At 45.9% G+C, this 24,188-nt stretch carries 17 protein-coding genes and 1 tRNA gene; 8 read left to right on the top strand and 10 right to left on the bottom strand.

All coding sequences use genetic code 11. The features are described from left to right. Positions 1-53: 53 nt before the first annotated feature. The 4 genes from carB to IMZ16_RS01360 are packed head-to-tail and all read right to left on the bottom strand — an operon-like array spanning position 54 to position 5,651. Complete coding sequence (gene carB / locus IMZ16_RS01375; RefSeq protein WP_193440193.1) at positions 54-3,257, bottom strand: carbamoyl-phosphate synthase large subunit; 3,204 nt, start codon at positions 3,255-3,257, stop codon at positions 54-56. 32 nt (positions 3,258-3,289) lie between these two features. Continuing rightward, a complete protein-coding gene (locus tag IMZ16_RS01370; RefSeq protein ID WP_193440192.1) occupies positions 3,290-3,640 on the bottom strand; it encodes a four helix bundle protein in 351 nt (116 codons plus the stop codon). After that, positions 3,633-4,745 (bottom strand): carbamoyl phosphate synthase small subunit, encoded by a 1,113-nt coding sequence (locus IMZ16_RS01365; RefSeq protein WP_193440191.1) that lies wholly within the window; start codon positions 4,743-4,745, stop codon positions 3,633-3,635. The genes IMZ16_RS01370 and IMZ16_RS01365 overlap by 8 nt, the downstream gene beginning before the upstream one ends. Positions 4,746-4,769: 24 nt before the next feature. Then, positions 4,770-5,651: an aspartate carbamoyltransferase catalytic subunit gene (locus IMZ16_RS01360; RefSeq protein ID WP_193440190.1), complete on the bottom strand. Its 882-nt coding sequence runs from the start codon at positions 5,649-5,651 to the stop codon at positions 4,770-4,772. Positions 5,652-5,861: 210 nt separating this feature from the next. Here IMZ16_RS01360 and IMZ16_RS01355 point away from each other — a divergent pair, with 210 nt between their 5' ends. From IMZ16_RS01355 to nhaA, 3 genes are read left to right on the top strand one after another with little or no spacing between them, the layout of a single operon-like run. Then, positions 5,862-7,202 (top strand): DcaP family trimeric outer membrane transporter, encoded by a 1,341-nt coding sequence (locus IMZ16_RS01355; protein ID WP_193440189.1) that lies wholly within the window; start codon positions 5,862-5,864, stop codon positions 7,200-7,202. 20 nt (positions 7,203-7,222) lie between these two features. Further along, a complete protein-coding gene (locus IMZ16_RS01350; protein WP_193440188.1) occupies positions 7,223-9,442 on the top strand; it encodes a RelA/SpoT family protein in 2,220 nt (739 codons plus the stop codon). A 14-nt stretch (positions 9,443-9,456) separates the two neighbouring features. Beyond that, entirely contained in the window at positions 9,457-10,623 is a 1,167-nt protein-coding gene (nhaA, locus tag IMZ16_RS01345; protein ID WP_193440187.1) for a Na+/H+ antiporter NhaA, read from the top strand. Here the strand turns inward: nhaA and IMZ16_RS01340 are convergent. Then, positions 10,607-11,404 (bottom strand): YihY/virulence factor BrkB family protein, encoded by a 798-nt coding sequence (locus tag IMZ16_RS01340; protein ID WP_227411539.1) that lies wholly within the window; start codon positions 11,402-11,404, stop codon positions 10,607-10,609. The genes nhaA and IMZ16_RS01340 overlap by 17 nt on opposite strands. Before the next feature lie 167 nt (positions 11,405-11,571). Here IMZ16_RS01340 and IMZ16_RS01335 point away from each other — a divergent pair, with 167 nt between their 5' ends. Together IMZ16_RS01335 and IMZ16_RS01330 are read left to right on the top strand one after the other, a co-directional pair. Continuing rightward, positions 11,572-12,039, top strand: a complete 468-nt coding sequence (locus IMZ16_RS01335) for a 23S rRNA (pseudouridine(1915)-N(3))-methyltransferase RlmH (protein WP_193440185.1) — start codon at positions 11,572-11,574, stop codon at positions 12,037-12,039. Positions 12,040-12,077: 38 nt separating this feature from the next. Next, positions 12,078-12,152 (top strand) — tRNA-Arg (locus tag IMZ16_RS01330). A 53-nt stretch (positions 12,153-12,205) separates the two neighbouring features. Here IMZ16_RS01330 and IMZ16_RS01325 read toward each other — a convergent pair. From IMZ16_RS01325 to recQ, 5 genes are all read right to left on the bottom strand, one after another. Continuing rightward, positions 12,206-14,791, bottom strand: a complete 2,586-nt coding sequence (locus IMZ16_RS01325; protein ID WP_193440184.1) for a T9SS-dependent M36 family metallopeptidase — start codon at positions 14,789-14,791, stop codon at positions 12,206-12,208. 86 nt (positions 14,792-14,877) lie between these two features. Next, the gene (locus tag IMZ16_RS01320; protein ID WP_193440183.1) at positions 14,878-15,702 is read right to left on the bottom strand and encodes a CvfB family protein; all 825 of its coding nucleotides are present in this window, start codon (positions 15,700-15,702) and stop codon (positions 14,878-14,880) included. Positions 15,703-15,771: 69 nt separating this feature from the next. Then, entirely contained in the window at positions 15,772-17,175 is a 1,404-nt protein-coding gene (gene lpdA / locus IMZ16_RS01315; protein ID WP_193440182.1) for a dihydrolipoyl dehydrogenase, read from the bottom strand. A 69-nt stretch (positions 17,176-17,244) separates the two neighbouring features. Further along, the gene (locus IMZ16_RS01310; RefSeq protein WP_073178248.1) at positions 17,245-18,315 is read right to left on the bottom strand and encodes a glycosyltransferase; all 1,071 of its coding nucleotides are present in this window, start codon (positions 18,313-18,315) and stop codon (positions 17,245-17,247) included. Positions 18,316-18,318: 3 nt separating this feature from the next. Continuing rightward, complete coding sequence (recQ, locus tag IMZ16_RS01305) at positions 18,319-20,511, bottom strand: DNA helicase RecQ (RefSeq protein ID WP_193440181.1); 2,193 nt, start codon at positions 20,509-20,511, stop codon at positions 18,319-18,321. 110 nt (positions 20,512-20,621) lie between these two features. Here recQ and IMZ16_RS01300 point away from each other — a divergent pair, with 110 nt between their 5' ends. From IMZ16_RS01300 to IMZ16_RS01290, 3 genes are read left to right on the top strand one after another with little or no spacing between them, the layout of a single operon-like run. After that, positions 20,622-21,581 (top strand): KpsF/GutQ family sugar-phosphate isomerase, encoded by a 960-nt coding sequence (locus IMZ16_RS01300; RefSeq protein ID WP_193440180.1) that lies wholly within the window; start codon positions 20,622-20,624, stop codon positions 21,579-21,581. A gap of 29 nt (positions 21,582-21,610) precedes the next feature. Beyond that, the gene (gene tatC / locus IMZ16_RS01295; RefSeq protein WP_193440179.1) at positions 21,611-22,450 is read left to right on the top strand and encodes a twin-arginine translocase subunit TatC; all 840 of its coding nucleotides are present in this window, start codon (positions 21,611-21,613) and stop codon (positions 22,448-22,450) included. A 15-nt stretch (positions 22,451-22,465) separates the two neighbouring features. Next, entirely contained in the window at positions 22,466-24,151 is a 1,686-nt protein-coding gene (locus IMZ16_RS01290; RefSeq protein ID WP_193440178.1) for a M1 family metallopeptidase, read from the top strand. Positions 24,152-24,188 lie beyond the last annotated feature (37 nt).

Raw genomic sequence — 24,188 nt, 5'->3', positions numbered from 1 at the left:
AACGCACCAAAAAGTGCGCTTTCAATTTCAAACTTTGAACTTTAAACACTGATTTACATCGCCCGCATTTCAAAGCTCATGCTTTCCACCACTTTCAGAATCGCTTCCACCGTATCCATCGATGTAAGGCACGGCACGCCGTTTTCCACGGACATCCGCCGAATCTGGAAGCCGTCCCTTTCAGCCTGTTTGCCTTTCGTAGTGGTGTTCACCACATATTGAACCTTCCCCTTCTGAATGAGGTTCAGCAAATTCTCCTCCGGATTTTCCGTGATTTTATAGCCGATTTTCACCGGAATGCCCTTCTCGCTGAAAAATTTCGCCGTGCCTTCCGTAGCCCAGATTTTAAACCCTACATCGTGGAACCTCTGCGCAAATTCCGCTGCTTCTTCCTTGTGCTTATCAGCCACGGTGAAAAGTATCGAGCCAAATAGCGGCAGCTTTCTTCCGGCAGCAATGAAGCCTTTGTACAAAGCTTTTTCCAGCGTTTGATCTTTACCCATCACTTCACCAGTAGATTTCATTTCCGGACCGAGCGAAGTATCCACCTTCGTTAATTTCGAGAACGAGAACACCGGCACTTTCACGAATACGCCGCTTTTCTGCGGCACCAGTCCGTTTTCCCAGCCAAGCTCATTCAGCTTTTTTCCAAGGATGGCCTTCGTTGCCAAATTAGCCATCGGAACATCCGTGATTTTTGATAAAAACGGCACCGTTCTGGAACTTCGCGGATTCACCTCAATTACATAAACCTGGTTCTCAAGCAGCACATACTGTATGTTCATCAGCCCGATGACATTCAGGCCGCGTGCCAATTTTTCCGTGTATTCCACAAGCTGTGCCAGGCATTTTTCATTGATATTCTGCGGCGGATAAACCGCGATGGAATCTCCGGAATGCACACCCGCTCTTTCGATGTGCTCCATTATTCCAGGAATTACCACCGTTTCTCCGTCGCATATCGCATCCACTTCCACTTCCTTGCCCACCATATATTTGTCCACCAGCACCGGTTTTTCCGGGTCCACTTCCACGGCGTGCTCCATATAGTACGCCAGTTCGTCCTCGTTGTAAACAATCTCCATCGCCCTTCCTCCCAAAACATAAGACGGCCGAACCAGCACAGGATAGCCGATTTCGTTTGCAATTTTTATCGCCTCTTCTTTCGAGAAGGAAGTCTTGCCCTTTGGCTGCGGAATTCCCAGTTCCTGTAGGGATTTCTCGAATTTATCGCGGTTTTCCGCCCTGTCCAAATCTTCGAGCGATGTGCCCAAGATTTGCACACCGTGTGCCGCCAGTTTATCGGCAAGGTTTATGGCAGTCTGCCCGCCGAATTGTACGATGACGCCCTTTGGTTTCTCCAGCTCCACGATGTTCATCACATCTTCCTCCGTCAAAGGTTCAAAGTAAAGTTTGTCTGAAATCGAAAAATCGGTGGACACAGTTTCCGGATTATTATTGATGATAATTGCCTCGTAGCCCAGCTCTTTGATAGCCCAAACGCAATGCACCGTGGCATAATCAAACTCCACACCCTGCCCAATTCTTATCGGCCCGGAACCAAGCACGATGATTTTCTCTTTATCGGTAACGATGCTCTCGTTTTCCTCTTCGTATGTGCCATAGAAATAAGGCGTTTCGCTCTCAAATTCCGCAGCGCAGGTATCCACCATTTTGTAAACCGGCATTATGCCGTGCCGCTTCCTGAACTCGAAAACTTCTTTTTGCGAAACTTCCCAGAAATGCGCAATATTCAAATCGGCAAAGCCCAATTTTTTGGCTTCGCGAATTAATTCAATCTGATCAATTTGGCCAAGATTTTTAAGTTCGGAAAGCTTCCGCTCAAAATCTACCAGCTTTTTGATTTTCCAGATGAAAAACTTGTTAATCTTGCTCCATTCGACGATTTGCTGCCAATCGAAACCGCGGCGCAAGGCATCACCAATGATGAACAGCCTTTCGTCATCTGCTGTTTTGATGCGCCTTTCCACTTCTTCCGGATTTTGGAAAAGGGCTTCCGCCTGTTTAGATTTCAAGCCTAAATGCCTTAGCCCAGTTTCTAGCGACCGAATAGCTTTCTGTAGGGATTCCTCGAAATTTCTCCCAATCGCCATTACCTCACCCGTTGCTTTCATTTGTGTGGAAAGCCTGCGGTCTGCCGTTTCAAATTTGTCGAAAGGAAAGCGCGGGAACTTCGTCACCACATAATCGAGCGCCGGTTCAAAGCAGGCGTAGGTTTTTCCGGTTACAGGATTCAGGATTTCGTCGAGCGTTAATCCCACAGCGATTTTCGCCGCGATTTTCGCAATCGGGTAGCCGGTGGCCTTGCTCGCCAAAGCTGATGATCGTGAAACTCTTGGGTTCACTTCGATGACATAATATTTGAAAGAGTACGGATCCAGAGCCAGCTGAACATTGCAGCCGCCCTGAATTCCAAGTGCGCGGATGATTTTCAGCGAAGCATTGCGCAGCATCTGATATTCCCTGTCCGAAAGCGTTTGTGATGGCGCCACCACGATGGAATCTCCCGTGTGAATGCCCACTGGATCGATGTTTTCCATATTGCAAACCACGATGCCATTATCGTTCGCATCCCGCATTACTTCGTACTCTATTTCCTTGTAGCCTGCGATGGATTTTTCGATAAGGCACTGTGTCACTGGTGAATGTTTCAGGCCAAGCTCTGCAATTTCGCGCAGTTCCGCTTCGTTCGAGGCTATGCCACCGCCAGTCCCCCCCATCGTAAACGCAGGGCGCACAATCACCGGATAGCCGATGTTCTGGGCAAATTCCAGCGCACCTTCCACGGTGTTCACGATGTCAGAATCGGGCACAGGTTCGCCGAGTTCGTTCATCAGCGCACGGAACAAATCGCGGTCTTCCGCCTGATTAATCGCCGATAGTTTCGTGCCGAGAACTTCCACGCCGTATTCATCCAGGATGCCGGAATTCTGCAGTTCCACCGCCATATTCAGTCCGGTTTGTCCGCCAAGTGTTGGCAGCAAGGCATCCGGCCTTTCTTTGCGGATAATCTGGCTTACGAACGGCAACGAAATCGGCTCGATGTAAACTTTGTCGGCGATTTCCACATCAGTCATTATCGTTGCTGGATTGCTGTTAATGAGTATCACGCGGTAACCTTCTTCCTTCAGGGAAAGGCAGGCCTGCGTGCCCGCATAATCGAATTCGGCAGCCTGCCCGATGATTATCGGCCCGGAACCTATTACAAGAATGGTTTTTATGTCTGTGCGTTTCATTTTTTTAGATTTGAGATTTGAGAACCAAGATTTTACAGCAGGTTGTTTTTAAATTTGTAAATCATTTTCTGAATTTCAATTAAATCTGAAAGCAATTTATCCACGCAATCTTCGTTCAATAATTGTAATTCCTTTGCTAAAATTAAATGTGTTTGAAGTTCAAAAGCAGAGCCCATCGCAATACCAAGAAAGTGATTGAATTCCTTGTTGTTGTTTCTGCCGCTCCCTTCTGCAATGTTTGAAGGTATTGAAACCGAGTTTCTCTTCATCTGAGAAATTAGCCCATACTTTTCTTCAGCAGAAATATTGTCACAGTTCAGGTAAATTTCTTTTGCCAAATTGATTGATTTCTGCCAAAAAAGTAACCTCTCGAAATTATGCATATCTATAATCTTGGTTCTCGAATCTCGGTTCTCGGTTCCTAAACTCCGCCATCATCTCAATAAACTCATCAAACAAATAATTCCCATCTTCAGGGCCTGGGCTTGCTTCAGGGTGGTATTGCACGGAAAAGCACGGGTGAATCTTGTGACGCACGCCTTCGTTCGTTCTGTCATTCAGCGCGATGTGCGTTTCTTCCAAGTCGGTAGTTTTCAGGCTATTCTGATCCACCGCATAGCCGTGGTTTTGTGATGTGATGATCACCTTGTTCGTCTTCAAATCCAGCACAGGATGATTGCCGCCACGATGACCAAACTTTAGCTTGTAAGTTTTCGCACCGCAAGCCAATGAAATCAGCTGATGACCAAGGCAAATGCCGAAAATTGGCACCTTGCCCAAAATTCCGCGGATCATTTCCTGCGCCGTTCCCACATCTTCCGGATTTCCCGGACCGTTCGTCAGCATCACGCCATCCGGCGCCAAAAGCAGGATGTCTTCCGCCGAAACTTCGTGGCCTACTACCGTTACATCGCAATCCCGGCGGTTTAGTTCGCGCAGGATGCCGTTCTTCGAGCCGAAATCTACCAACACCACTTTGAAACCGCGGCCAGGACTTGCATAGGTGCCTTTTGTGGAAACCGTAGCCACCTGATTATTTGGCAAAACTGCAGATTTCAGTTCCGCTAAAACCTGCTGCTCATCGGCATCGGCATTCACGATTTTCCCTTTCACGGTACCGCTTTTCCGCAAAACTTTCGTCAGCCTTCTCGTATCCACCCCGGAAATTCCGCTCAGGCCTTTTTTTTCAAAAAATTCCTGTACGCTCAGTTGGCTACGGAAATTGGACGGAAAATCGCAGAGCTCCTTCACCACCAAGCCTTTGATGGCAGGCTCGATGGATTCGTAATCATCACGGTTGACGCCGTAATTTCCAATCAGCGGATAAGTCATACAAATGATTTGCCCGAAGTACGAAGGATCGGACACAACTTCCTGATAACCAGTCATTCCCGTATTGAAAACCACTTCGCCAAGCGTATTATTTTCTGCACCGAAACCTTCACCGTGGAAGATTTCGCCGGATTCTAAAATTAATTTTTTCTTCATTGTACTATGCAATGTAAAGTGTTGTTAATCAAAATGATATCCTTTCTGCTCGAGCGCTTTTTTTAAAATCGCCATTCTTGCAAACACACCATTTTTCATTTGTTTAAAAATTCTCGAGCGTTCGCATTCCACCAAATCGCTGTCGATTTCCACGCCACGGTTTATTGGCGCAGGATGCATTATGATTGCATTTGGTTTCATCCTTTTTTCGCGCGCTTTCGTCAGGCCATATTTTTCCAGATAATCTTCCGCGGAAAACCCCGATGCTTCGGAATGCCTTTCGTGCTGTATTCTCAGCAGCATCAGCACATCCACTTCAGGTAGCAGCTCATCTATTGTCCGGAAATTTTTCAAATCGCCGGCAAACCATTCTTCCGGACCGGAAAAGTAAACTTCCGCACCCAATTTTCCCAAGGCTTCCGCCGCAGAATTGGCAACTCTGGAATGTTTTACATCGCCAGAGATTCCGACCTTCAGACCTTCAAATTTGCCGAATTCCTGATAAATCGTCAGCAGATCCAGCATCGTTTGAGACGGATGATTTCCCGTGCCATCACCACCGTTAATTATCGGAATATCAATGCCTTGCAGGTTTTTCCAATACTCATTCTCGCTGTGCCGAATCACCACCAAATCAATCCCGATGCTTTCCAAAGTTTTCACGGTATCGTACAGCGTTTCGCCCTTTTTCACTGAAGAATGCTCCACATCAAAGGGCACCACCTGCATTCCCAATTTTCTTTCGGCAACTTCAAAGCTGATCTTCGTTCTCGTTGAATTTTCAAAAAACAGATTGGCCACGAAAACTTCACCCTGAACCTTCGCCGTTTTTCCTTCGGAAAACGCGATGGCTTCATCCAAAATCTGCAGTAGCCCTTCTTTGCTAAAATCCTGTATCGTGAGCATTTTCTAAGTTTTTAGGCAAAAAAAAACGAAGTCTGAAACTTCGTAACAAGGAAACAATTCATCACCGAAAACATCAGCCTTGCCGTTTAACCAAAAAAAATCCAATGATTTTTTGCGTGTTTCCATTGGGATGCAAAGATAATAAAAATCATTAATTTAAAATTGCCTCCTATCTGAGCTTTTGTCTAAATTCACATAAAATTTAAAGTAATGATGTGGCTCCATAAAACCAAGACTTTGCTTGGATTTCTAACGCTCAGTAGTTCAGTCATTTATGCGCAGAAAGACAGCATTGAAAATCGCCAATTCGTAAACGAAGAATTGCTGAAACGCATTGAGGAACTTGAAAACAAGCAGAATCCGAAGAAGACTTCCGTGGTTGATTTTTACGGTTTCATCCGCACGGATTTTTCCTACGACAGCCGGCAGGTAGCCTACACGCGGGAATACTTGATGAACCTCTACCCTCTGGACGAAAAACCGGATGCCAATGGTGATGATATAAATGCCAGCGGCGGGAGCAATTTCCTCGCGATCGGTACCCGGCTCGGCGCAAGGGTGAGCGGTCCGGAAATCTGGGGTGCGAAATCATATGCATTGGCGGAGGCGGATTTTGTGGGGAATACGGAGATCAACCGCGCCTCGGGCGGCTCCGGCACCATCGGGATGCTGCGGCTGCGCCAGGCACATTTTACGCTTGCCTGGCAAAAAACTTCGCTGAATGTTGGGCAGTCGTGGTACCCGGCGGTGATTCCCGAAGTGATGCCAAGCGTCGCCGATTTTAATGCCGGCGTGATGTTTACGCCCTTCGGATGGGGCACGCAGATCCGCGTAAATCATCAGTTTAACACAAACCTCACCGCGAGCATCACCGCCTACAAGGACCGGGAATTCCCCACGGCTACGGCTGGGGGCGCGTATACCAATTCAGCGAGTTTAAATTCTTCCATTCCGATTTTTAACGCTCAGATACAATTCAAAAATGAGCACATCATCACAGGAATCGGCGGTGAATATCAGTCGCTAAAACCCGTAACAGAATCCAACAATCTGAAAAGCAGCAACAAGGTAAATGCGGGCGCGGGATATGCTTACTTCCGGTATTCCGACAGTAAATTTATAGGGAAATTTTACGGAATGCACGGCGGAAATCTTCACCATTATGTGATGAACAGCGGCTTTGGAGGATACCTTTCCGATGACGGTACGGAAGCTTACAAGCCGGTACGAACGACCTCCCTGTGGACAGATTTTTCAGCCGGCAACGCCAAGATCACTCCCGGAATATTTTTTGGATATACGAAAAACCACGGCGCCGGCGGCGACATCAGCAATCTTTATATGCGGGGTGGGAATGCAAGGCGAGTTCTGGACAATGTATGGCGGGCATCCGGCAGAGTGGAATTTAAACAAAATAAATTTAATTTAGCGCCGGAGGTAGAATATACTGCTGCAAAGTGGGCAGATACCGACAGCAACGGCGCGGCTGGCGGCAACGGGAAGTCCGTAGGAAGCTTGAGAATACTCGCCAGAGCCATCTACTCATTTTAGCCCGAAGGAAAATATCAGAGATGACAGAAATCGACATAGAAAAGGAAAACAAGGAGATAGCCGCCAGATATAAAGACCTGATTACCAATACCTACCGCGAGCTGAATGAGGAACATAACCGCCTGATCCGCAAGGCATTTGATGTGGCGCTGGACGCCCACAAGGAACAGCGGCGAAAGAGCGGGGAGCCCTACATCTACCACCCTATCGCGGTGGCGAAAATCGTGGCGGACGAGATCGGGCTCGGGGCTACATCCATAGCCTCTGCCCTGCTGCACGATGTAATAGAAGATTCTGAGTACACCTACGAAGACATCGAGAATATTTTTGGGAAAAAAATCGCGGATATAGTGCAAGGGCTTACCAAAATTTCCGTGATTAACCAGCAGAATGTCTCCGCGCAATCAGAAAACTATAGGAAATTACTTTTTACACTTTCGGAAGATTTCAGGGTAATCCTTATCAAAATCGCAGACCGGCTACACAATATGCGGACGCTGGAAAGTATGCGCCCGGACAAGCAGAAGAAAATCGCCTCGGAAACGGTGTACATCTACGCTCCGCTGGCGCACCGCTTTGGTCTTTACAATATAAAATCCGAACTGGAGGATCTCTCACTGAAGTACAACAATCCCGAAGTTTACAATGACATCTGCCAGAAGCTGGAACTGGAGCAGGAGCAGCGGGAGCGGTATGTGCAGGAATTTACGACAGAAGTATCCCACAGGCTTGAGGAGGAAGGACTGAATTTTAAGATAAAGGGAAGGGCAAAAGCTATCTCCTCAATCTACCGAAAAATGCTGAAACAGGGCGTAAGTTTCGAGGAAGTTTTTGATAATTATGCGATAAGGATTATTTATAAATCCGACCAAAAAAATGAAAAATTCTTAGCCTGGAAAATCTACTCCATTATTACAGACATCTACCACAGCAATCCTGCGCGGATGCGAGACTGGATCTCTCAGCCGCGTTCTACGGGATACGAAAGCCTCCACCTTACGGTGCTGGGGCCCGATAAAAAATGGATCGAGGTGCAGATCCGCTCTGAAAGGATGGATGATATTGCGGAGAAAGGCGTAGCGGCGCATTACAAATATAAGGAGGGCTACAACAAAAATCCCAACCAGGATATAGATGATAAAAACTTTGAGAAATGGCTGTCAGAAATAAGGGATGTTCTTGAAAATCAATCTATTACATCCACTTCAGAGCTTCTGGACAACATTAAGATGAACCTTTACTCCAAGGAGGTTTTCGTTTTTACCCCAAAGGGAGAAATCAAAATTTTACCGAAAGGATCCACCGCGCTAGATTTCGCCTTCTCCGTTCATACCGACCTGGGAATGAAGTGTGTAGGCGCGAAAATCAACGGGAAGCTGATGCCCATTTCCTATGTTCTGAAAAACGGTGAGCAGGTGGAAATCATCTCCTCCGCCAATCAGAGACCCAAGCAGGACTGGCTGGAGGTGGTGGGCACATCCAAAGCCAAAGCCAAGATAAAAGCCTACCTGAATCACGAAAAAAACAGGCTTTCCAGGGAGGGTAAGGATATTCTGCAGAGAAAGATGCGCTCTGCTAAGCTGAATTTTAACGAAGAAGAAATCAACGGGCTCCAGAGGTTTTTAGGATTGAAAAATTCTCAGGAATTGTTTTTAAAATTTGAAAATAATACATTCGACAGTGGTGATCTGAAACGCTATGCCGACAGTAAGAGCGGGCTGAACCGTTTCCTTTCAAGATTCCGAAAAAAGGAAATAAAAACCGACGAGGAACATCTGGCGCCAAAAACCACATTGGATACCATAGTGTTCGGGAAGGATGAGGAAAAACTGAATTACAGCTTCGCGAAGTGCTGCAATGTGCTCCCCGGTGATAAGATTTTTGGATTTATCACCATTTCCGAAGGGATTAAGGTGCATAATGACAACTGCCCGAACGCGATTAATCTCCGCGCGCAGTACGATTACCGCGTGATTCCCGCCAGGTGGGTGAATGCGGAGAGCTTTAAAAACCGCGTGAAAATAGAGGTGGAGGGTATTGACAGAATCGGCATCATTAGTGATATTTCCGAAATCATTTCGAGAAGTATGAATATGGATATGAAAGGGATGACCATCAATTCGGACGACAGCATTTTTCTCGGCACCATCATACTTGAGGCAAAAAGTAAAGATCAGCTGGAAAACACGCTGCAGCAGCTGAAAAAAATCAAGGGTATTTCTAAAGTTAGAAGGATTTAACTTAAATTTGAAGCATGAATTTAACCAGATATTTTACTAATTTCCTTAAAAGCTCCCAGGCAGGCGGCATATTATTGATGATCTGCGTGGCCGTCTCGATGCTCATTGCAAACTCACAATTTGCTGAACCGTTCCAAAACCTGATAGATAGAGAAATTGGGTCCGAGGCGCTGCATTTGAGATACCCTCTGTCAGTCTGGATCAATGACGGGCTGATGGCGATATTCTTCCTGCTGGTAGGTCTGGAAATAAAGCGCGAATTTTTGGAAGGCGAGCTTTCCTCGTTCAAAAGTGCCTCGCTCCCAGTTTTTGCTGCGGTGGGCGGGATAATAGTCCCGGGATTAATATATTTCGCACTAAACCACGGCACTGAATATGCCTCGGGCTGGGCAATACCGATGGCTACGGACATAGCCTTCTCCCTTGCGGTGATTTCCATGCTCGGCAGCCGTGTGCCGCCGGCGGTGAAGATTTTCCTTGCCGCACTCGCCATTGTGGATGATTTGGGCGCTATACTTGTGATCGCGCTCTTCTACTCCGACAGCCTAGAATGGACATATCTTCTTATAGCCTTCGGAATCGTGCTTCTCCTTGCGGTTCTGAACTATTTTAAAGTGAAAAACCTGGCGCTGTATCTTATACCGGGTGCCTTTCTTTGGTATTTTATGCACCACTCCGGCATCCACGCCACCATTGCGGGTGTGCTGCTCGCATTTACCATCCCAACAAATGAATCTGATACGGTAACCTCCCCTCTGGAAAAACTGGAGCACGCACTGGGGAAACCTGTTAATTTCTTCATAATGCCGGTTTTTGCCCTTGCTAATACCAATATTACTCTTCAGCCGGAGATGGTGGAAGCGCTCTTCACCCGTTTTGGTCTCGGGATACTTCTCGGCCTGTGCGTGGGTAAGGTTTTAGGGATAAATCTATTCTCTTGGCTTGCTATTAAACTGAAAATCAGCGATATGCCTGCGGATAGTTCTTGGAAGGATATGATTGGCGCGGGGATGCTCGCCGGGATTGGCTTTACGATGTCGATCTTCATCGCTCTACTCTCCTTCAGCGAGCCCCTTTATCAGGAAGAGGCGAAGTTTACCGTTTTGCTGGCATCAATCCTTTCCGGTATTATCGGTTTCCTCATCCTGCGCTCCGGGACGGGAGCTAGGGCTCGGGAGTAGCAGGATCGGAATGCTCGATTTTTACCTTAGTGTTCTTCATCTTCCGTACGGAAAGGTTTAGCTCGTTTCCGAGGAGAATGATAATGATGTTTAAATTTACCCAGACCATCAGCGCTATCATAGTCCCGATGGAGCCGTAGAGTACATTATAGCGTGCGAAATTTTTGAGAAAAATTGCGAAAAGATAAGTTACAAGCATAAAGAGAACCGTGGTGAGAAGCGCCCCTGGCAGTGCGTGCACCCAGCGATGGATCCTCTCCGTCCCAAGCCAGTAAAAACCTGATAGCAGAAGGAAGTAAAACAGGGGGAAGGATACAAAGCTTATGATCGCTGTTAGGTTTTCTGCAATCCACGAAAGATTTTTTTCCGAATTTAGCAGTTTTGTAACCACCTCCGCATAATAAATCCCGAGAATCGAAAGAATTAATGCAGCAATGAATAAGCTGGTAATGAGCAGGGACACAGAGTAGTCCTTTATGAAGGAACGCCTTACTTGGTTATGATTAAAGCCGTCAACCAGCTGGTGCGTCCCGTTCGTCGCGAAGATAAGGGAGAACAAAACGGTAAGCGGGCTTAGGTTTTCTATATTCGGGATGAAAGTTTCCACAATGTAGCTGCGCACCTGTCCATACACATTTTCTGGGAGAATATTGCTGAGCAAAACCGTGAGGATATATTCCTGAAGCTCCTCATAATGAGGAAGATAGGGCAAAAGAGAGAGAAGAAATAAAATCAGCGGAAAAAGGCTCATAAAAAACGCCCAGGAAATCCCGGCTGCCATCTTGCCAATTTTAATATCTGAAATCCCGCCGCTATAAATTCTGAAAAACTCTGCGAATGAAATACCGAAGGCGGGCACAGGTGTACTTTCCAAGAATTCTTTTATTTTAGAAATAAATTGAGGAGTTTTCAATCCTGAAGTATAATTTTGCGGCCAAAGATACTAAAATGCGCATCAAACTTCTGTGCGTGGGCAAAACTGATGACCCACGCCTCCGGGAATTGATAACATACTACACAGCCCGCCTGCCGCGCCACTGGAATTTTGTTCTCGTAGAAATCCCGGATATCAAAGCAAAGCAGTCCGCTGATTTGACAAAAAAACAGGAAGCAAAACTCCTGCAGCAGCAAATAGACAGCGGAGATTATAACATTCTGCTGGACGAGAATGGCAGAGAGTACACCAGCCGGCAGTTTTCGGAGAAAATGATGCACCTGCAAAATGCTTCAATAAAAAAAATTAATTTTCTGATCGGCGGGGCTTACGGTTTCTCAGAAGAGATGTACAGACTTGCGCAGGAAAAAATCTCACTCTCTAAAATGACATTTACTCACCAGATGGTGCGCCTCTTCCTGATTGAGCAACTCTATCGTGCAGATCAGATTTTACAGGGCAAACCATATCATAATGACTGAGTTTGCAAAGAATTTCTTAATTTTGCAAAACTTCTCCCGGCCCTGTAGTTCAACGGATAGAATAGAAGTTTCCTAAACTTTAGATCCAAGTTCGATTCTTGGCGGGGCTACCAAAAAATAAAAAACCGCCGCAAAACTGAGGCGGTTCTTTATTTTTAGCATATCCCTATTGGGTGATTACAATTTTTTTTGTGTATTTCCCGGCGAGATTCTCAGCTTTCAGTATATACACACCTGGCTGTAGTCTTGCCACATCTATCCCATCTTTCAGGTGATCTGTTTGGTCTTGAAGTACCAGTTTTCCAGATGCGTCGAAGATCTTTATATCTGTTTTTCCTGCATACCCCGCTGTAAAGCGAATAGAAATCTTGTCCTTCGCAGGGTTCGGATAAACTGAAAACGATGCCGTAGCGGCGGTATCTGCAGCAGATAATATGCAGCTTTCAGGAAGCGTGAAATCTTCCTTTTGATCGTTCAGCGCTGCCATTACATCCTCCGCGGTATCAGAATTGGGTTGGGTAACACCCGGGTCTGCTTTTACTCCAAGGCCCCTTTTGGCAAAAACCTCCCATATCAAACATTTATTTTCACCTTTTGTGGCAATTTCATCCGCAGCAATAAGCGCATCCCTGCCGGATACGAAGTTCGGATAATTGCCCTGAATCTTCATACCGTCCATCACCAGCTGAAACACGCGCGCGCTTCCGGAGTTTTTATCGGCAAGAACATTGGACTGATACCCGTATTTTTCGGCATATTTCCAATGTAAATCCCAAAGCATAGTACCCCATACAAAACCGATGGCGTGCACATCAGGCACTGTTTTTCCAGCCGCGTTTTTGTAATACATACCGTTTGTCTTGCCATAGGTGAAATTATTAACACTAAAATCCGGGGAATATTTCGCGGGGCGTATTCCGCCACCGTTCACGCCTTCTCCGTTGACATAAGTACCAACCGAGCGGGCTACGGAAGCAGTAGCGCCCGGGCGGTTGGTGAGCATCAGCGTGAAGAAATCAGACCAGCCCTCGCCCATCTGCTCATTGGCATAGGCGGTGCTTAGCGCTCCCACCCCGCTGCCGGTAAGCCGGTTGGAGACGCCGTGCGCATATTCGTGGGCGATGATGCCATTGTCAAAATCGCTGTCGCGGTAGATGTAGGTGCTTTTATCATCCTTAATGGTTACATTCACCGGAGATTTTTTCAGCTGCTCCAGGATTGCCGCTCCCTCGCCGGCCTGCACCATCACCGCGGGGATGGTTATGGTATCATCAGAACCGCCCATACCACCCCAGGATCCTGTAGCTGTGTTATAGATCATCACTGCCACGGCTCCTTTATTTTGGGCGTTTTTTACTTTTTCCGTAAAGTTGCACGAGCCCCTTTCTATTAGGGCAATGCTGCCTGATAGATCATTGGTAATTTCTCCACAACCATTTTTCGGTTCTGCAGGGAGGATGCCGGCGGTAACGCCCTCCGCAGTAAGCGCAGGCCCGAAGCTTGCCGTTTGGGTTACCGGCTTTCTTGTTTTAAAATTCTCCGGGCTGTTATAGAACACTCTGTCTATCTTGGTTGGCGACCAGAGGTACATCTGCATTCTGCCACTGAAGCCATCCCGTGGCGAGGAAAAGTTTGCATTGTTTAACTTGTCAGATGCGCCGTTTCCATCACGGGCTTCCGCCAGTACATGATCCAGCCCCTTCCCTTCCCCTGTGAAGTTGGTGTACTGGAAGTTCCGCGCGCTTTCTGTAAAGCCGAAGCGGTAGGTGATGTCGTGCATCATATTCGTCATATAAAACACATTGGTGATGGCTGCATCCGCATAGGTGCTGTGGTGCTGATTAAGATCCAGAGGGAAATCAAAAACGCGCTCTGCGCCGCCATCTGCGGTAGTCTGCCCCAAAGTAGGATTTACAGAATCCAGGTCGAGATAAGCGAAAACATTGTTCCCGCGTGCCGTGGTATATTTTCTCCCACCGTCCTCGTGCCAGCCCTTAGGGGATGCTTCCAAATCCCAAGGATTAGTCACCAGCGTTCTTCCGCCGAAGGTGGGCGCCTCTAAAGGTAGCGCAAATACCCGATAGGAAGCACTTTCAGCAGCGAAAAGATTAGATTTCCCGGAGGGCTTATTTTCCGGGAGGATGCGATTTTGAGAATTGTGAAATTCCTGGTGAGCATCTTCATCGGCAAAACTGCAGGAATAAGTAAGGCTGTCTTTCAGGAGGATTTTCCCCGAAGAGGCATCGGCAACAACATTCCACACCTGCCCACTTTTTTCCTCAAATTCAAAATTGTAGGCAAGGACAAGACTGTTTTTTACGGGGAAATACACTTCTTCTGCAAGATTCCCATTATGAATTTTTAGAATATCTCCTTCCTGCAGCTGCATTTTATTCAAAACGGAGGAGTAGGCAGCCTCCTTGGAAATTTTCCTGTTTCGCTGCGCCTCCGTAGGCGTGCCCTTGCTGAAATTCCCGCTAAAATGCGCCACTTCCCCATCTTTTACCACGGCAGAGGCACCGGCGCCATACACAGGAATTCCGCCAAATGTCTGCTGCACATACAGCACCGTCCCGCCAAGGCTCTCAGATTTGTCCTGGTTACCGATTTGAAACTGCCTGTTTTCAAGGTTTGAAGACCTAAAGTCCTCATTTTTATCCAGATAATTCTGAATAATTTCTGAATAATCCTGAGCTTGAAGCGTAGCACTCAGGAAGAGGGCTGCCACAGCAATTCTGTAATTTCTCTTCATTTTTGTTGAATAATTAAAAGTTTCGTTAAAATGTTCTTATACAAATTTAAATAAAAGTTTCAATCACACAACATTAAAGATTTATTTTACAAAAGGCGGATTTTATCTTCCAATAGTTCAATTTTCTTCTCTTTGTAAAGACTGCCAACAGCTTTTTTAAAATTTTTTTTGCTCATCTGTAATTCATCCTTTATTTCTTCGGGAGAGGATCTATCCGAAAGATATAGCAAGCCGTAGTTTTCTTCCAGTTTTTTAAGGATTTTGGTTTTAAATTCATCTACATTTTCGAAACCCGCCGGCTGCAGAGTTACATCAATCTTGCCGTCCTCACGGATCTCTTTTATGAAGCCTGCCTCCTCCGACAACGGCCTGAGATCTTTATAGACATCAGAGAAATAGATCAGCCCCAGATATTTCTGGTTGATGACCACATTCCAGCCCAGATCCCCCTGTCCAATTATGATGAGCTCCACTTTTTCCCCGCGTCTTAGATTTGGGTTTTTGTATGTGGCATTTCGTTTGAATTTCGCGGTGCCCGTTACCAGGCCGGTATCTTCGTCGAGGTAAACATACACGAGATACTTTCTCCCCTCTACCATTTTCATTTTTTGCTGGGTGTACGGCACGAAGAGGTCTTTTATGATCCCCCAATCGAGGAATGCCCCGCTCGGTAATGTCTGCACGCAGGTCATCACCGCAAACTCACCTACCTCGGCAAAGGGTTTCTCGTTGGTTGCCTTCAGCACACCATCATCCTGGTAAATGAATACCTCGGTTTCGTCACCGGCTTCCAGAGTAACCTCGGCAAAAAATTTTGGGAGGAAAACCGCCTGCCCGGCAGCGTCCTGAAGGAGGAAACCGCCATTATTTTTTTCTATAACTTTAAGAGTTTGTGTTTTTCCCGGTTCCATTTTTTAAAATTAAAAAAGACCTAACGAGCCGAAGCTCATCAGGCCTGTTGCTTATTTATTTGACATTTTTTACATATTCAGAGCGCGCTTGCCGGTAGCGTCTAGCGCCGCCTCCATCACCGCCTCGGCGTAGGTTGGGTGTGCGTGGGAAATTCTTGCCAGATCCTCTGCGCTGGCGCGGAACTCCATAGCTACCACCGCCTCTGCCACCATATCCGCAGCGCGTGCGCCAATCATATGGAAGCCGAGAATTTCGTCGGTTTTTTCATCTGCGAGAATTTTTACGAGTCCGTCCGTATCGCCCGAAGCACGGCTCCTGCCGAGTGCGCGCATTGGGAAAGAGCCCACTTTGTAAGCTATGCCTTCCTCCTTCAGCTGCTCTTCAGTTTTCCCTACTCCTGCCACTTCCGGCCAGGTATATACTACTCCGGGGATCAGGTTGTAATCTATGTGCGGCTTCTGTCCTGCGAGGTATTCCGCGACGAGGACGCCTTCCTCAGATGCTTTGTGGGCCAGCATTGCTCCGCGCACCACATCGCCAATTGCATAGATATTCTGAACATTGGTCTGCAGATGGTCATTTACCTTTACCCTGCCGCGCTCATCCAGCTCCACCCCGGCATTTTCCAGCCCAAGCCCTTCCGTGTAAGGCTTCCTGCCCACGGCAACAAGTACATAATCGCCCTCGAAGCTAAGCTCCTCACCTTTTTTATCCTTCGCTGTTACCTTTACGGTTTCGCCGCTTCTCTCCACGGAAGAAACCGCTGTCTGAAGGTTAAATTTCATCCCCTGTTTCTTCAGGACTTTTTGGAGTTCCTTGGACAGCGTGCCATCCATTCCCGGGATAATGCGGTCAGCATATTCAACGACCGTAACTTCTGATCCTAATCTTTTGTAAACAGAACCAAGTTCAAGACCGATAACGCCGCCGCCGATGATAATGAGATGCTTAGGGATTTCCTTCAGCTCTAGTGCTTCTGTAGAAGTGATGATCCTCTCGCCATCGCACTTGGCAAAGGGCAAAGAACTAGCCTGAGAACCGGACGCTATGATGGTATACTTTGCTGCGATGGTCTCGGAAGATCCATCTTCCTTGCTGACTTTGATTTTATTCGAATTTTCAAAACTGCCCAAGCCGTAATAAACCGTGATTTTATTCTTATCCATCAGGAACTCTACGCCTTTAGTTACCTGATCCACCACACTGTTTTTCCTGGCAATCATTTTTGCCAAATCCGCCCTTGGCTCACCGATTTCGATACCGAAATCCGCAAAATTATGCTTTGCATTTTCGAAATGCTCAGATGCATCCAGAACGGCTTTGCTCGGGATACAGCCCACATTCAGGCAGGTGCCGCCAAGCTTATTGTGCTTCTCCACGATTGCAGTTTTAAAACCAAGCTGTGCACAGCGGATCGCGGAAATATATCCGCCGGGGCCTGCGCCAATCACCACAACATCATATTGACTCATTGTATTATTTTTATTAAAATTTTTGGGCTAATTTAGGAATTTATTGCTAAACTTCAAAGTGGCAAGCACTTAAAATTGAGACAGCACATCTTCATATTTTTGCATTATCACATCCTTAGAAAATCTGGATTTTATAGAGTTTTTAATAATTTCAGGGTTTTTATGAATTTTTAGACATTCAACTAATTTTCTTGCAAAATTTATATCATCCGTAATATCAGATATTTCACCATTAATGTGCGGCTGTATGATCTCATTAATACCTCCGGGGCAATTATTAGCGAGAGAATAAATTCCGCAGGCTCCCGCTTCCAAAAGCACATTCGGAAAACCTTCATAGCGGGATGACAGCACGAATAAATCGGCAAATTTTAAATATCGGTAGGGATTTTCCTGCCTGCCGTGAAAAGTTATATTTACCAACTTAAGCTCATCTTTCAATGCGAGCAGAGCTTCTCGGTCCCTACCATCACCAAGTATGTGCAGCATAATTTTTTCATCTCTTAAATGTGTAAAAACTTTTAAGAGATTATCGAAACCCTTTCGTGGAGATAGATTTCCGATGGCAACTACATTCCTATAGTCCTCTTTGAAACTTTCCGGCTTTTCTGAGCAGGCAAGTTTATTCTCGATAAAATCTATATCAACAGGATTATTAATTTTAATTAACTTTTCAGGTTTTACCCCAATTTCCTGAATTAAATCCATTCGCATATCATCGCTCTGGCATATAATTTTATCAAAATTATTGTAGAAATTATAAAAAAAACGAATTTCGGGGCGGGTTACATGCTTTGAAACTACATTGGTTTCTCTTGCAATAAATTTGGTTTTCGGAAAAAATTTTACAAAGAGCGAAAGGTATGCATTCACTTCTCCAAAGCCCGTGAAAACTATGTCCGGGCGGCGTTTCTGTATTTCCCTAAATATTGGGAAGAGTGCATTTCTTATTCGCTGCGTTTTTAGGTCTATTACTTCTACATCATTTTTTAAAAGCTTTAGATATGCGCCTTCCTTTCGCAGCAGCATTATTTTTGGTGAAAACTTTTCTCGTGGGAGGGCGTTTGCGATGGTCGTCACCACCCTTTCAGCACCGCCGGATTCCAAGTCGGGCAGAATGAAAATGATGCTTTTTTTCATCTGTTAGTTTGCAACATCACTTATAAACTTGATTCTCAGCATCCTAAGTTCTTCGTCACTGAGGTCTTCGCCAAATTCTGCGGTGAGCACCTTCATACTGTCGCTCTCGCTATCCTTCATAAAATCCATAAATTCCTCCACAAGATCCTCGTCTATATTTTCCTCGATATAATAGTCGATATTGAGCTTAGTACCCTGATAAACAATGCGTTCCATCTCCTTAAGCAGCTCATCCATACTCAGATGCTTGGCGCGCGCTATATCCTCCAGATCTATTTTTTTATCCGTATTCTGAATAATGAAAACCTTGTGGGAAGATTTGTTGGCAACCTGCCGTAGAACAAGATCCTGTGTGCGCTCTATATCATTTTCCGCCACATATTTTGCTATAAAATCAGCGAATTCCTTTCCGTACTTTTTTGCCTTCCCGTCTCCTACTCCATAGATTTTGGAAATTTCCTCCACGGTTACGGGATATTGTACCGTCATATCCTCCAGACTCGGGTCCATAAAGACTGTATAAGGCGGTATCCCGTGTTTTTTTGCTACCGACTTCGTGAGCTCTTTCAGCTGTTGGAAGAGATTTTCATCCAGCCCGCTGCTCTGCATTAGTGCTGGCTCTTCTACCTTTTTCTGTTCCACATCAAATTTCCTGTCCTCGGCGATGGCAAACTCAGGGTTTTCTTTACCCTGCAATACCTTTTCTCCTTTTTCTGCGAGTTTTAAAACGCCGTAGGATTCTATGTCTTTCTGAAGGAAATTCTGTACCGTCGCCTGGCGGATTACGGTTTTCCAGAAATTCTCCCCGTGCTTGCTACCGCTCCCGAAGAGCTTGTGCGACTCCAGTTTGTAAGACTTCGTCACCGGGCTCTCCTTCCCAACGAGGACATTTATAAGATCCTTGGTGCGGAATTTCTGGTCGAGTTTTTTCACCATTTCCAGAACTTTGCGAAGCTCTTCAGATGCATCCTCCATCACCGGCGGGTTTAGGGAATTGTCGTCCATCTTCGCGCCGGCCCCGTTTTTTGGATCGTATTCTTCCCCAAAATAACAAAGGATATACTGCCGCCTGCTCATCGAGGTTTCCGCATAGCCCACGACTTCGTTCAGCAGCTGCAGCCCGATTTCTCTTTCGGAAACCGGTTTCTGGGCAAGGAATTTTTCAAGTTTCTCAATGTCTTTAGGGTCGTAAAATGCAAGGCAGTAGCCCTCGCCGCCATCCCTGCCTGCGCGGCCGGTTTCCTGGTAATAGCTCTCCAGCGACTTTGGAAAATCATAATGAATTACGAAGCGCACATCCGGCTTGTCTATTCCCATCCCGAAAGCAATGGTGGCAACGATTACATCGCATTCCTCCATGAGGAATTTATCCTGATTGGCTATACGAGTCTTCTGATCAAGGCCGGCGTGGTAAGGCAGTGCATTAATGCCGTTCACCTGCAGCAGCTGCGCAAACTCCTCCACCTTTCTTCGGCTCAGGCAGTACACGATCCCAGATTTACCCTTATTTTGGTGGATGAATTTTACAATCTCCTTGTCCACATTCACTTTGGGCCGTACCTCATAAAAAAGATTTGGCCTGTTGAAGCTTTCTTTAAAAACCACTGCATCCGGCATGCCCAGCGTTTTTTGAATATCATCCTGCACCTTCGGCGTCGCAGTGGCAGTTAATGCGATTACCGGCACATCAGCAATCTGCTCAATGATGTACTTCAGGTTGCGGTATTCCGGGCGGAAGTCGTGCCCCCATTCAGAGATGCAGTGTGCCTCATCTATCGCGACAAATGAGATATTGACTGTCTTCAGAAAATCTACATACTCTTCCTTTACCAAAGACTCCGGGGCTACATAAAGTAATTTTGTGATTCCGGAGCGTATATCATTGTAAACCTGCGAGATCTGGGCTTTATTTAAAGAAGAATTTAGCACATGCGCTACCCCTTCATTTGCAGAAATACCGTTCACTGCATCCACCTGGTTTTTCATAAGTGCGATGAGTGGCGAGACCACAATGGCAGTACCTTCGGATATCAATGCCGGCAGCTGGTAGCAAAGTGACTTTCCGCCGCCGGTAGGCATCAATACAAAAACATCATTCCCGCGGAGAAGCGAGGAGATTATCTGCTCCTGCTGACCTTTGAATGCCGAAAACCCGAAGTGTCTTTTAAGTTCTTTCTTTAAATCTAAACTCTTCATCTTATGAAGGCAAATTTGATTTTCTAAATTTGCACTATTCCAAAGTTAATAAAAAATTAAATTATCAGAAAAATTTTCCATATTAATTTTGGTTAATGTAAAAAAATTGCATGAAAGAATATGAAATTTTAGATGAAGCAAAGAAGGCCATCCAGACTGAAATCTCAGAACTCGAGAAGCTAGTGAAAAGACTGGATGGCAGCTTTGCCCGTGCCGCTCTGCTGATCGCCAGTAACGCGGGAAAGCTCGTGGTGGTAGGGATCGGGAAGTCCGCACATGTGGCTGCGAAAATCGTTGCCACACTCAATTCCACCGGCACCCCCTCCCAGTTCCTGCACGCTGCGGAAGCCATCCACGGGGACCTTGGCATCATCCAGCCGCAGGATGTGGTGCTCTGCATCTCCAACTCCGGCAACTCTCCGGAGATCGTCAATATTTTGCCGTATTTAAAGGCCTATTCTTCTGCATTGATCGGTATGACGGGCAATTTTCAGAGCAAACTTGCGGAAGCCTCGGACATCATCCTTGATACTTTTGTGGAAAAAGAGGCCTGCCCGAACAGCCTTGCGCCCACAAGCTCCACCACCGTGCAGATGGCTCTTGGCGATGCCCTCGCAGCCGTCCTGATGAAGATGAAAAATTTTGGAAATGAGGATTTTGCAAAATTCCATCCTGGGGGCAGCCTTGGGAAAAATTTAACGGCAAAAGTCAGCCAGTTTCTCTCTGGAAACAAGCCTCAGGTGGAAGAATCTGCGCCCGTCAGGGATGTGATCATCGCAATAAGCAGTTCGCGGCACGGCATCACCGCCGTTACCTATGAGGGGAAAATTACGGGGGTGATCACAGACGGAGATTTGCGCCGTATGCTGCTGAATAACAGGGAGATAACTAATATAACTGCATCAGACATCATGAGCAGAAAACCGAAAACCATCGAGTCTGGCGAGCTTGCCAAAACCGCCCTGAGGATACTGAAGGAATATAACATCGGGCAGTTGCTCGTTACAGAAAATGGCGAGTACAAAGGCATTATAGACCTTCACCGCCTTCTGGACGAGGGCATAAATTAATTTGTAAATTCGCACTCTAATTCCTGAATGTGAACGAGGATAAAGAAATGTCCTTCATGGGGCATATCGGAGAGCTGCGCGGGCATCTGATCCGCTGCATTATTGCCATAGTGATTGGAGGTATTTTGGTGGGTTTCAATATTGAATGGATTATGGATTCCATTTTTTTCGGGCCTACGCGCCAGGATTTCCCTACATTCCGGCTTGTGAACGCGCTATCTAGGAAATTCACGGGGCAAGACAGCGTCACGATTCCTGGGACCTTTGCCATACAGCAGAAAACGCTCCTGCAGCAGTTTAATGTAATGATGGCGGTATCCGTCTTCGGCGGAATGGTGGCGGCATTTCCGTACATTGTTTGGGAAATCTGGCGCTTCGTAAGCCCTGCCCTGCATGAAAATGAGCGGAAAAACTCTACCTTTTTAATCAACTTTGTCTGGATACTTTTTATCTGCGGCGTTCTGTGCGGGTATTTTCTCATCCTGCCTTTTGCCATTAATTTTGGGCTAATGTTCTCAGTATCAGACAGGATCACGCAGCTTTTTGACCTCTCGGACTACACCACGCTTTTCCTTCAGATTGTGCTCGGGATGGGGTTGCTGTTTCTCTTCCCGATCCTGGTCTACTTCCTCGTAAACATCGGCATCCTCACCCCAAAATTTCTCAAAACCTACCGCCGTCACGCCATCGTCTTGATTATGGTAGTGGCTGCAATAGTGACGCCTGCGGATGTCCTCAGCATGCTGGCGGCGGCATTCCCGCTGCTGGTGCTTTACGAGTTCAGCATTTTAATGGCAAGCCGAACTTACAGAAAAGTTCAAAAGCGGGAGATAGCAGAAAGAGCAAAGCTTACCACCACTAATCAATAATTTTTATCCGAAAAAATGCATTTCACCAAAAAGCATTTTACAGCTTTAGTATTAATCTCCAAACTGGTTTTTGCGCAAAATTTCACGAAGACAGACAGCCTGAAGGGCTCCAAAACGCGTTTCAGGGATTTTTGGGATGTGAAAAAATACGAGGTAACCGTAGAGCCTGATTTTCAGAATAAAAGTCTGAAAGGGAAAAATATTATCACTTTTGAAATTGAGAAAAATGTGAAAAATCCAGTCTTTCAGATCGATCTTATGCAGCCGATGAAGTACAAGCTAATAACAGCGGACAAAAAATTCAGCCACCGGCGCGAGGGAGATTTTATTTTCATAGAAAGTACAGGAAATTTTAAGAAAGGAGAAAAATTTATCATCGAAATTGAATTTTCTGGAAAACCTAAAATTTCGGAAAATGCTCCGTGGGACAGCGGCTGGGTTTTTAGCCAGGATTCTAATGGGTTGCCTTTTATCGGAGTAGCCCAGGAAGCAGCGGGAGCATCACTTTGGCTCCCGATAAAGGATATCTGGAGCGATGAACCGGATAACGGGCTGATACTTAATATTTTAACTCCAAAAAATTTAGTAGGCATAGGGAATGGAAGACTTATAAAAACTTCCGAGACAAGGGATAAGAAAATCTGGAGCTGGCAGGTAAAAAATCCCATCAACGCCTATTCCATCGCGCCTTCTGTGGGAGATTATGTAAACTTTAAAGATGAGTTTTTTGGCGAAAAAGGAAAACTGGACTTAGATTTCTGGGTGCTGCGCGAGAATTTAGAAAAGGCGAAAAAACAGTTTCAGCAGGTGCAACCTATGCTCGCAGCTATGGAATTCTGGTTTGGTCCGTATCCATTTTATGAAGATTCCTACAAACTCGTGGAGACGCCATTTCTAGGGATGGAACACCAAAGCAATGTGGCGTACGGAAATGGGTACAAAAACGGCTACCTTGGCAAGGATTGGAGCGGTACGGGGGTAGGCAATCTCTGGGATTTCATCATCGTTCACGAAAGCGGCCACGAATGGTTTGCCAATAGCGTAACTGCCAGCGACCCTGCGGATATGTGGATTCACGAGGCCTTTACCTGCTACTCCGAAACGCTTTTTATCGAGAAAAATTTCTCTAAAGATGATGCCCGCAAGTACATCCTCGGAATTCGGAAAAACATCCTGAACGACAGGCCGATACAGGGACGGTTCGGCGTGAGAAATTCCGGCAGCAGCGATATGTACTGGAAGGGGGCCGCAATGCTGCATACCATTAGGACGGCAATAGATGATGATGAAAAATTCAGGACTATTCTTCGGGGAATTAGCAAGAAATTTCATCACAAAACCGTTAGTGGAAAGGAAATTGAAAAATACATTAGCGAAAATTCAGGCATAGATTTTTCCAAAGTTTTCGATCAATATCTCAGAACCACCGACATCCCCGTGCTTGAATTTTTCACTAAAGAAGGCAGACTGTACTACCGCTATCAGAATGTGGTTCAAGGATTTAATTTACCTCTGCAACTAAATGAAAATCAATGGATAAGCCCAAATGAAAATTGGCAGCACATTCGTATTATAGATGGAAAATCTACAAGGTTTAACACGGAGAATCTCGTAGAATTCCGGCAGGTAAAAGAACCTGTTTTTTTAAACCTAAAAGCAGGACATGATTGTATTAATTCAGGAAAACAGATAAAGCAATAAGGTCAAAACTGGAAAATGATATAAAATTCTGTATCAA

The sequence above is a fragment of the Cruoricaptor ignavus genome (assembly GCF_014961145.1).
In the GTDB taxonomy this organism is placed as follows: domain Bacteria; phylum Bacteroidota; class Bacteroidia; order Flavobacteriales; family Weeksellaceae; genus Cruoricaptor; species Cruoricaptor ignavus.
Note: the sequence above shows the minus strand (reverse complement) of the source record. Positions and strands in the feature narration are given on the sequence as shown.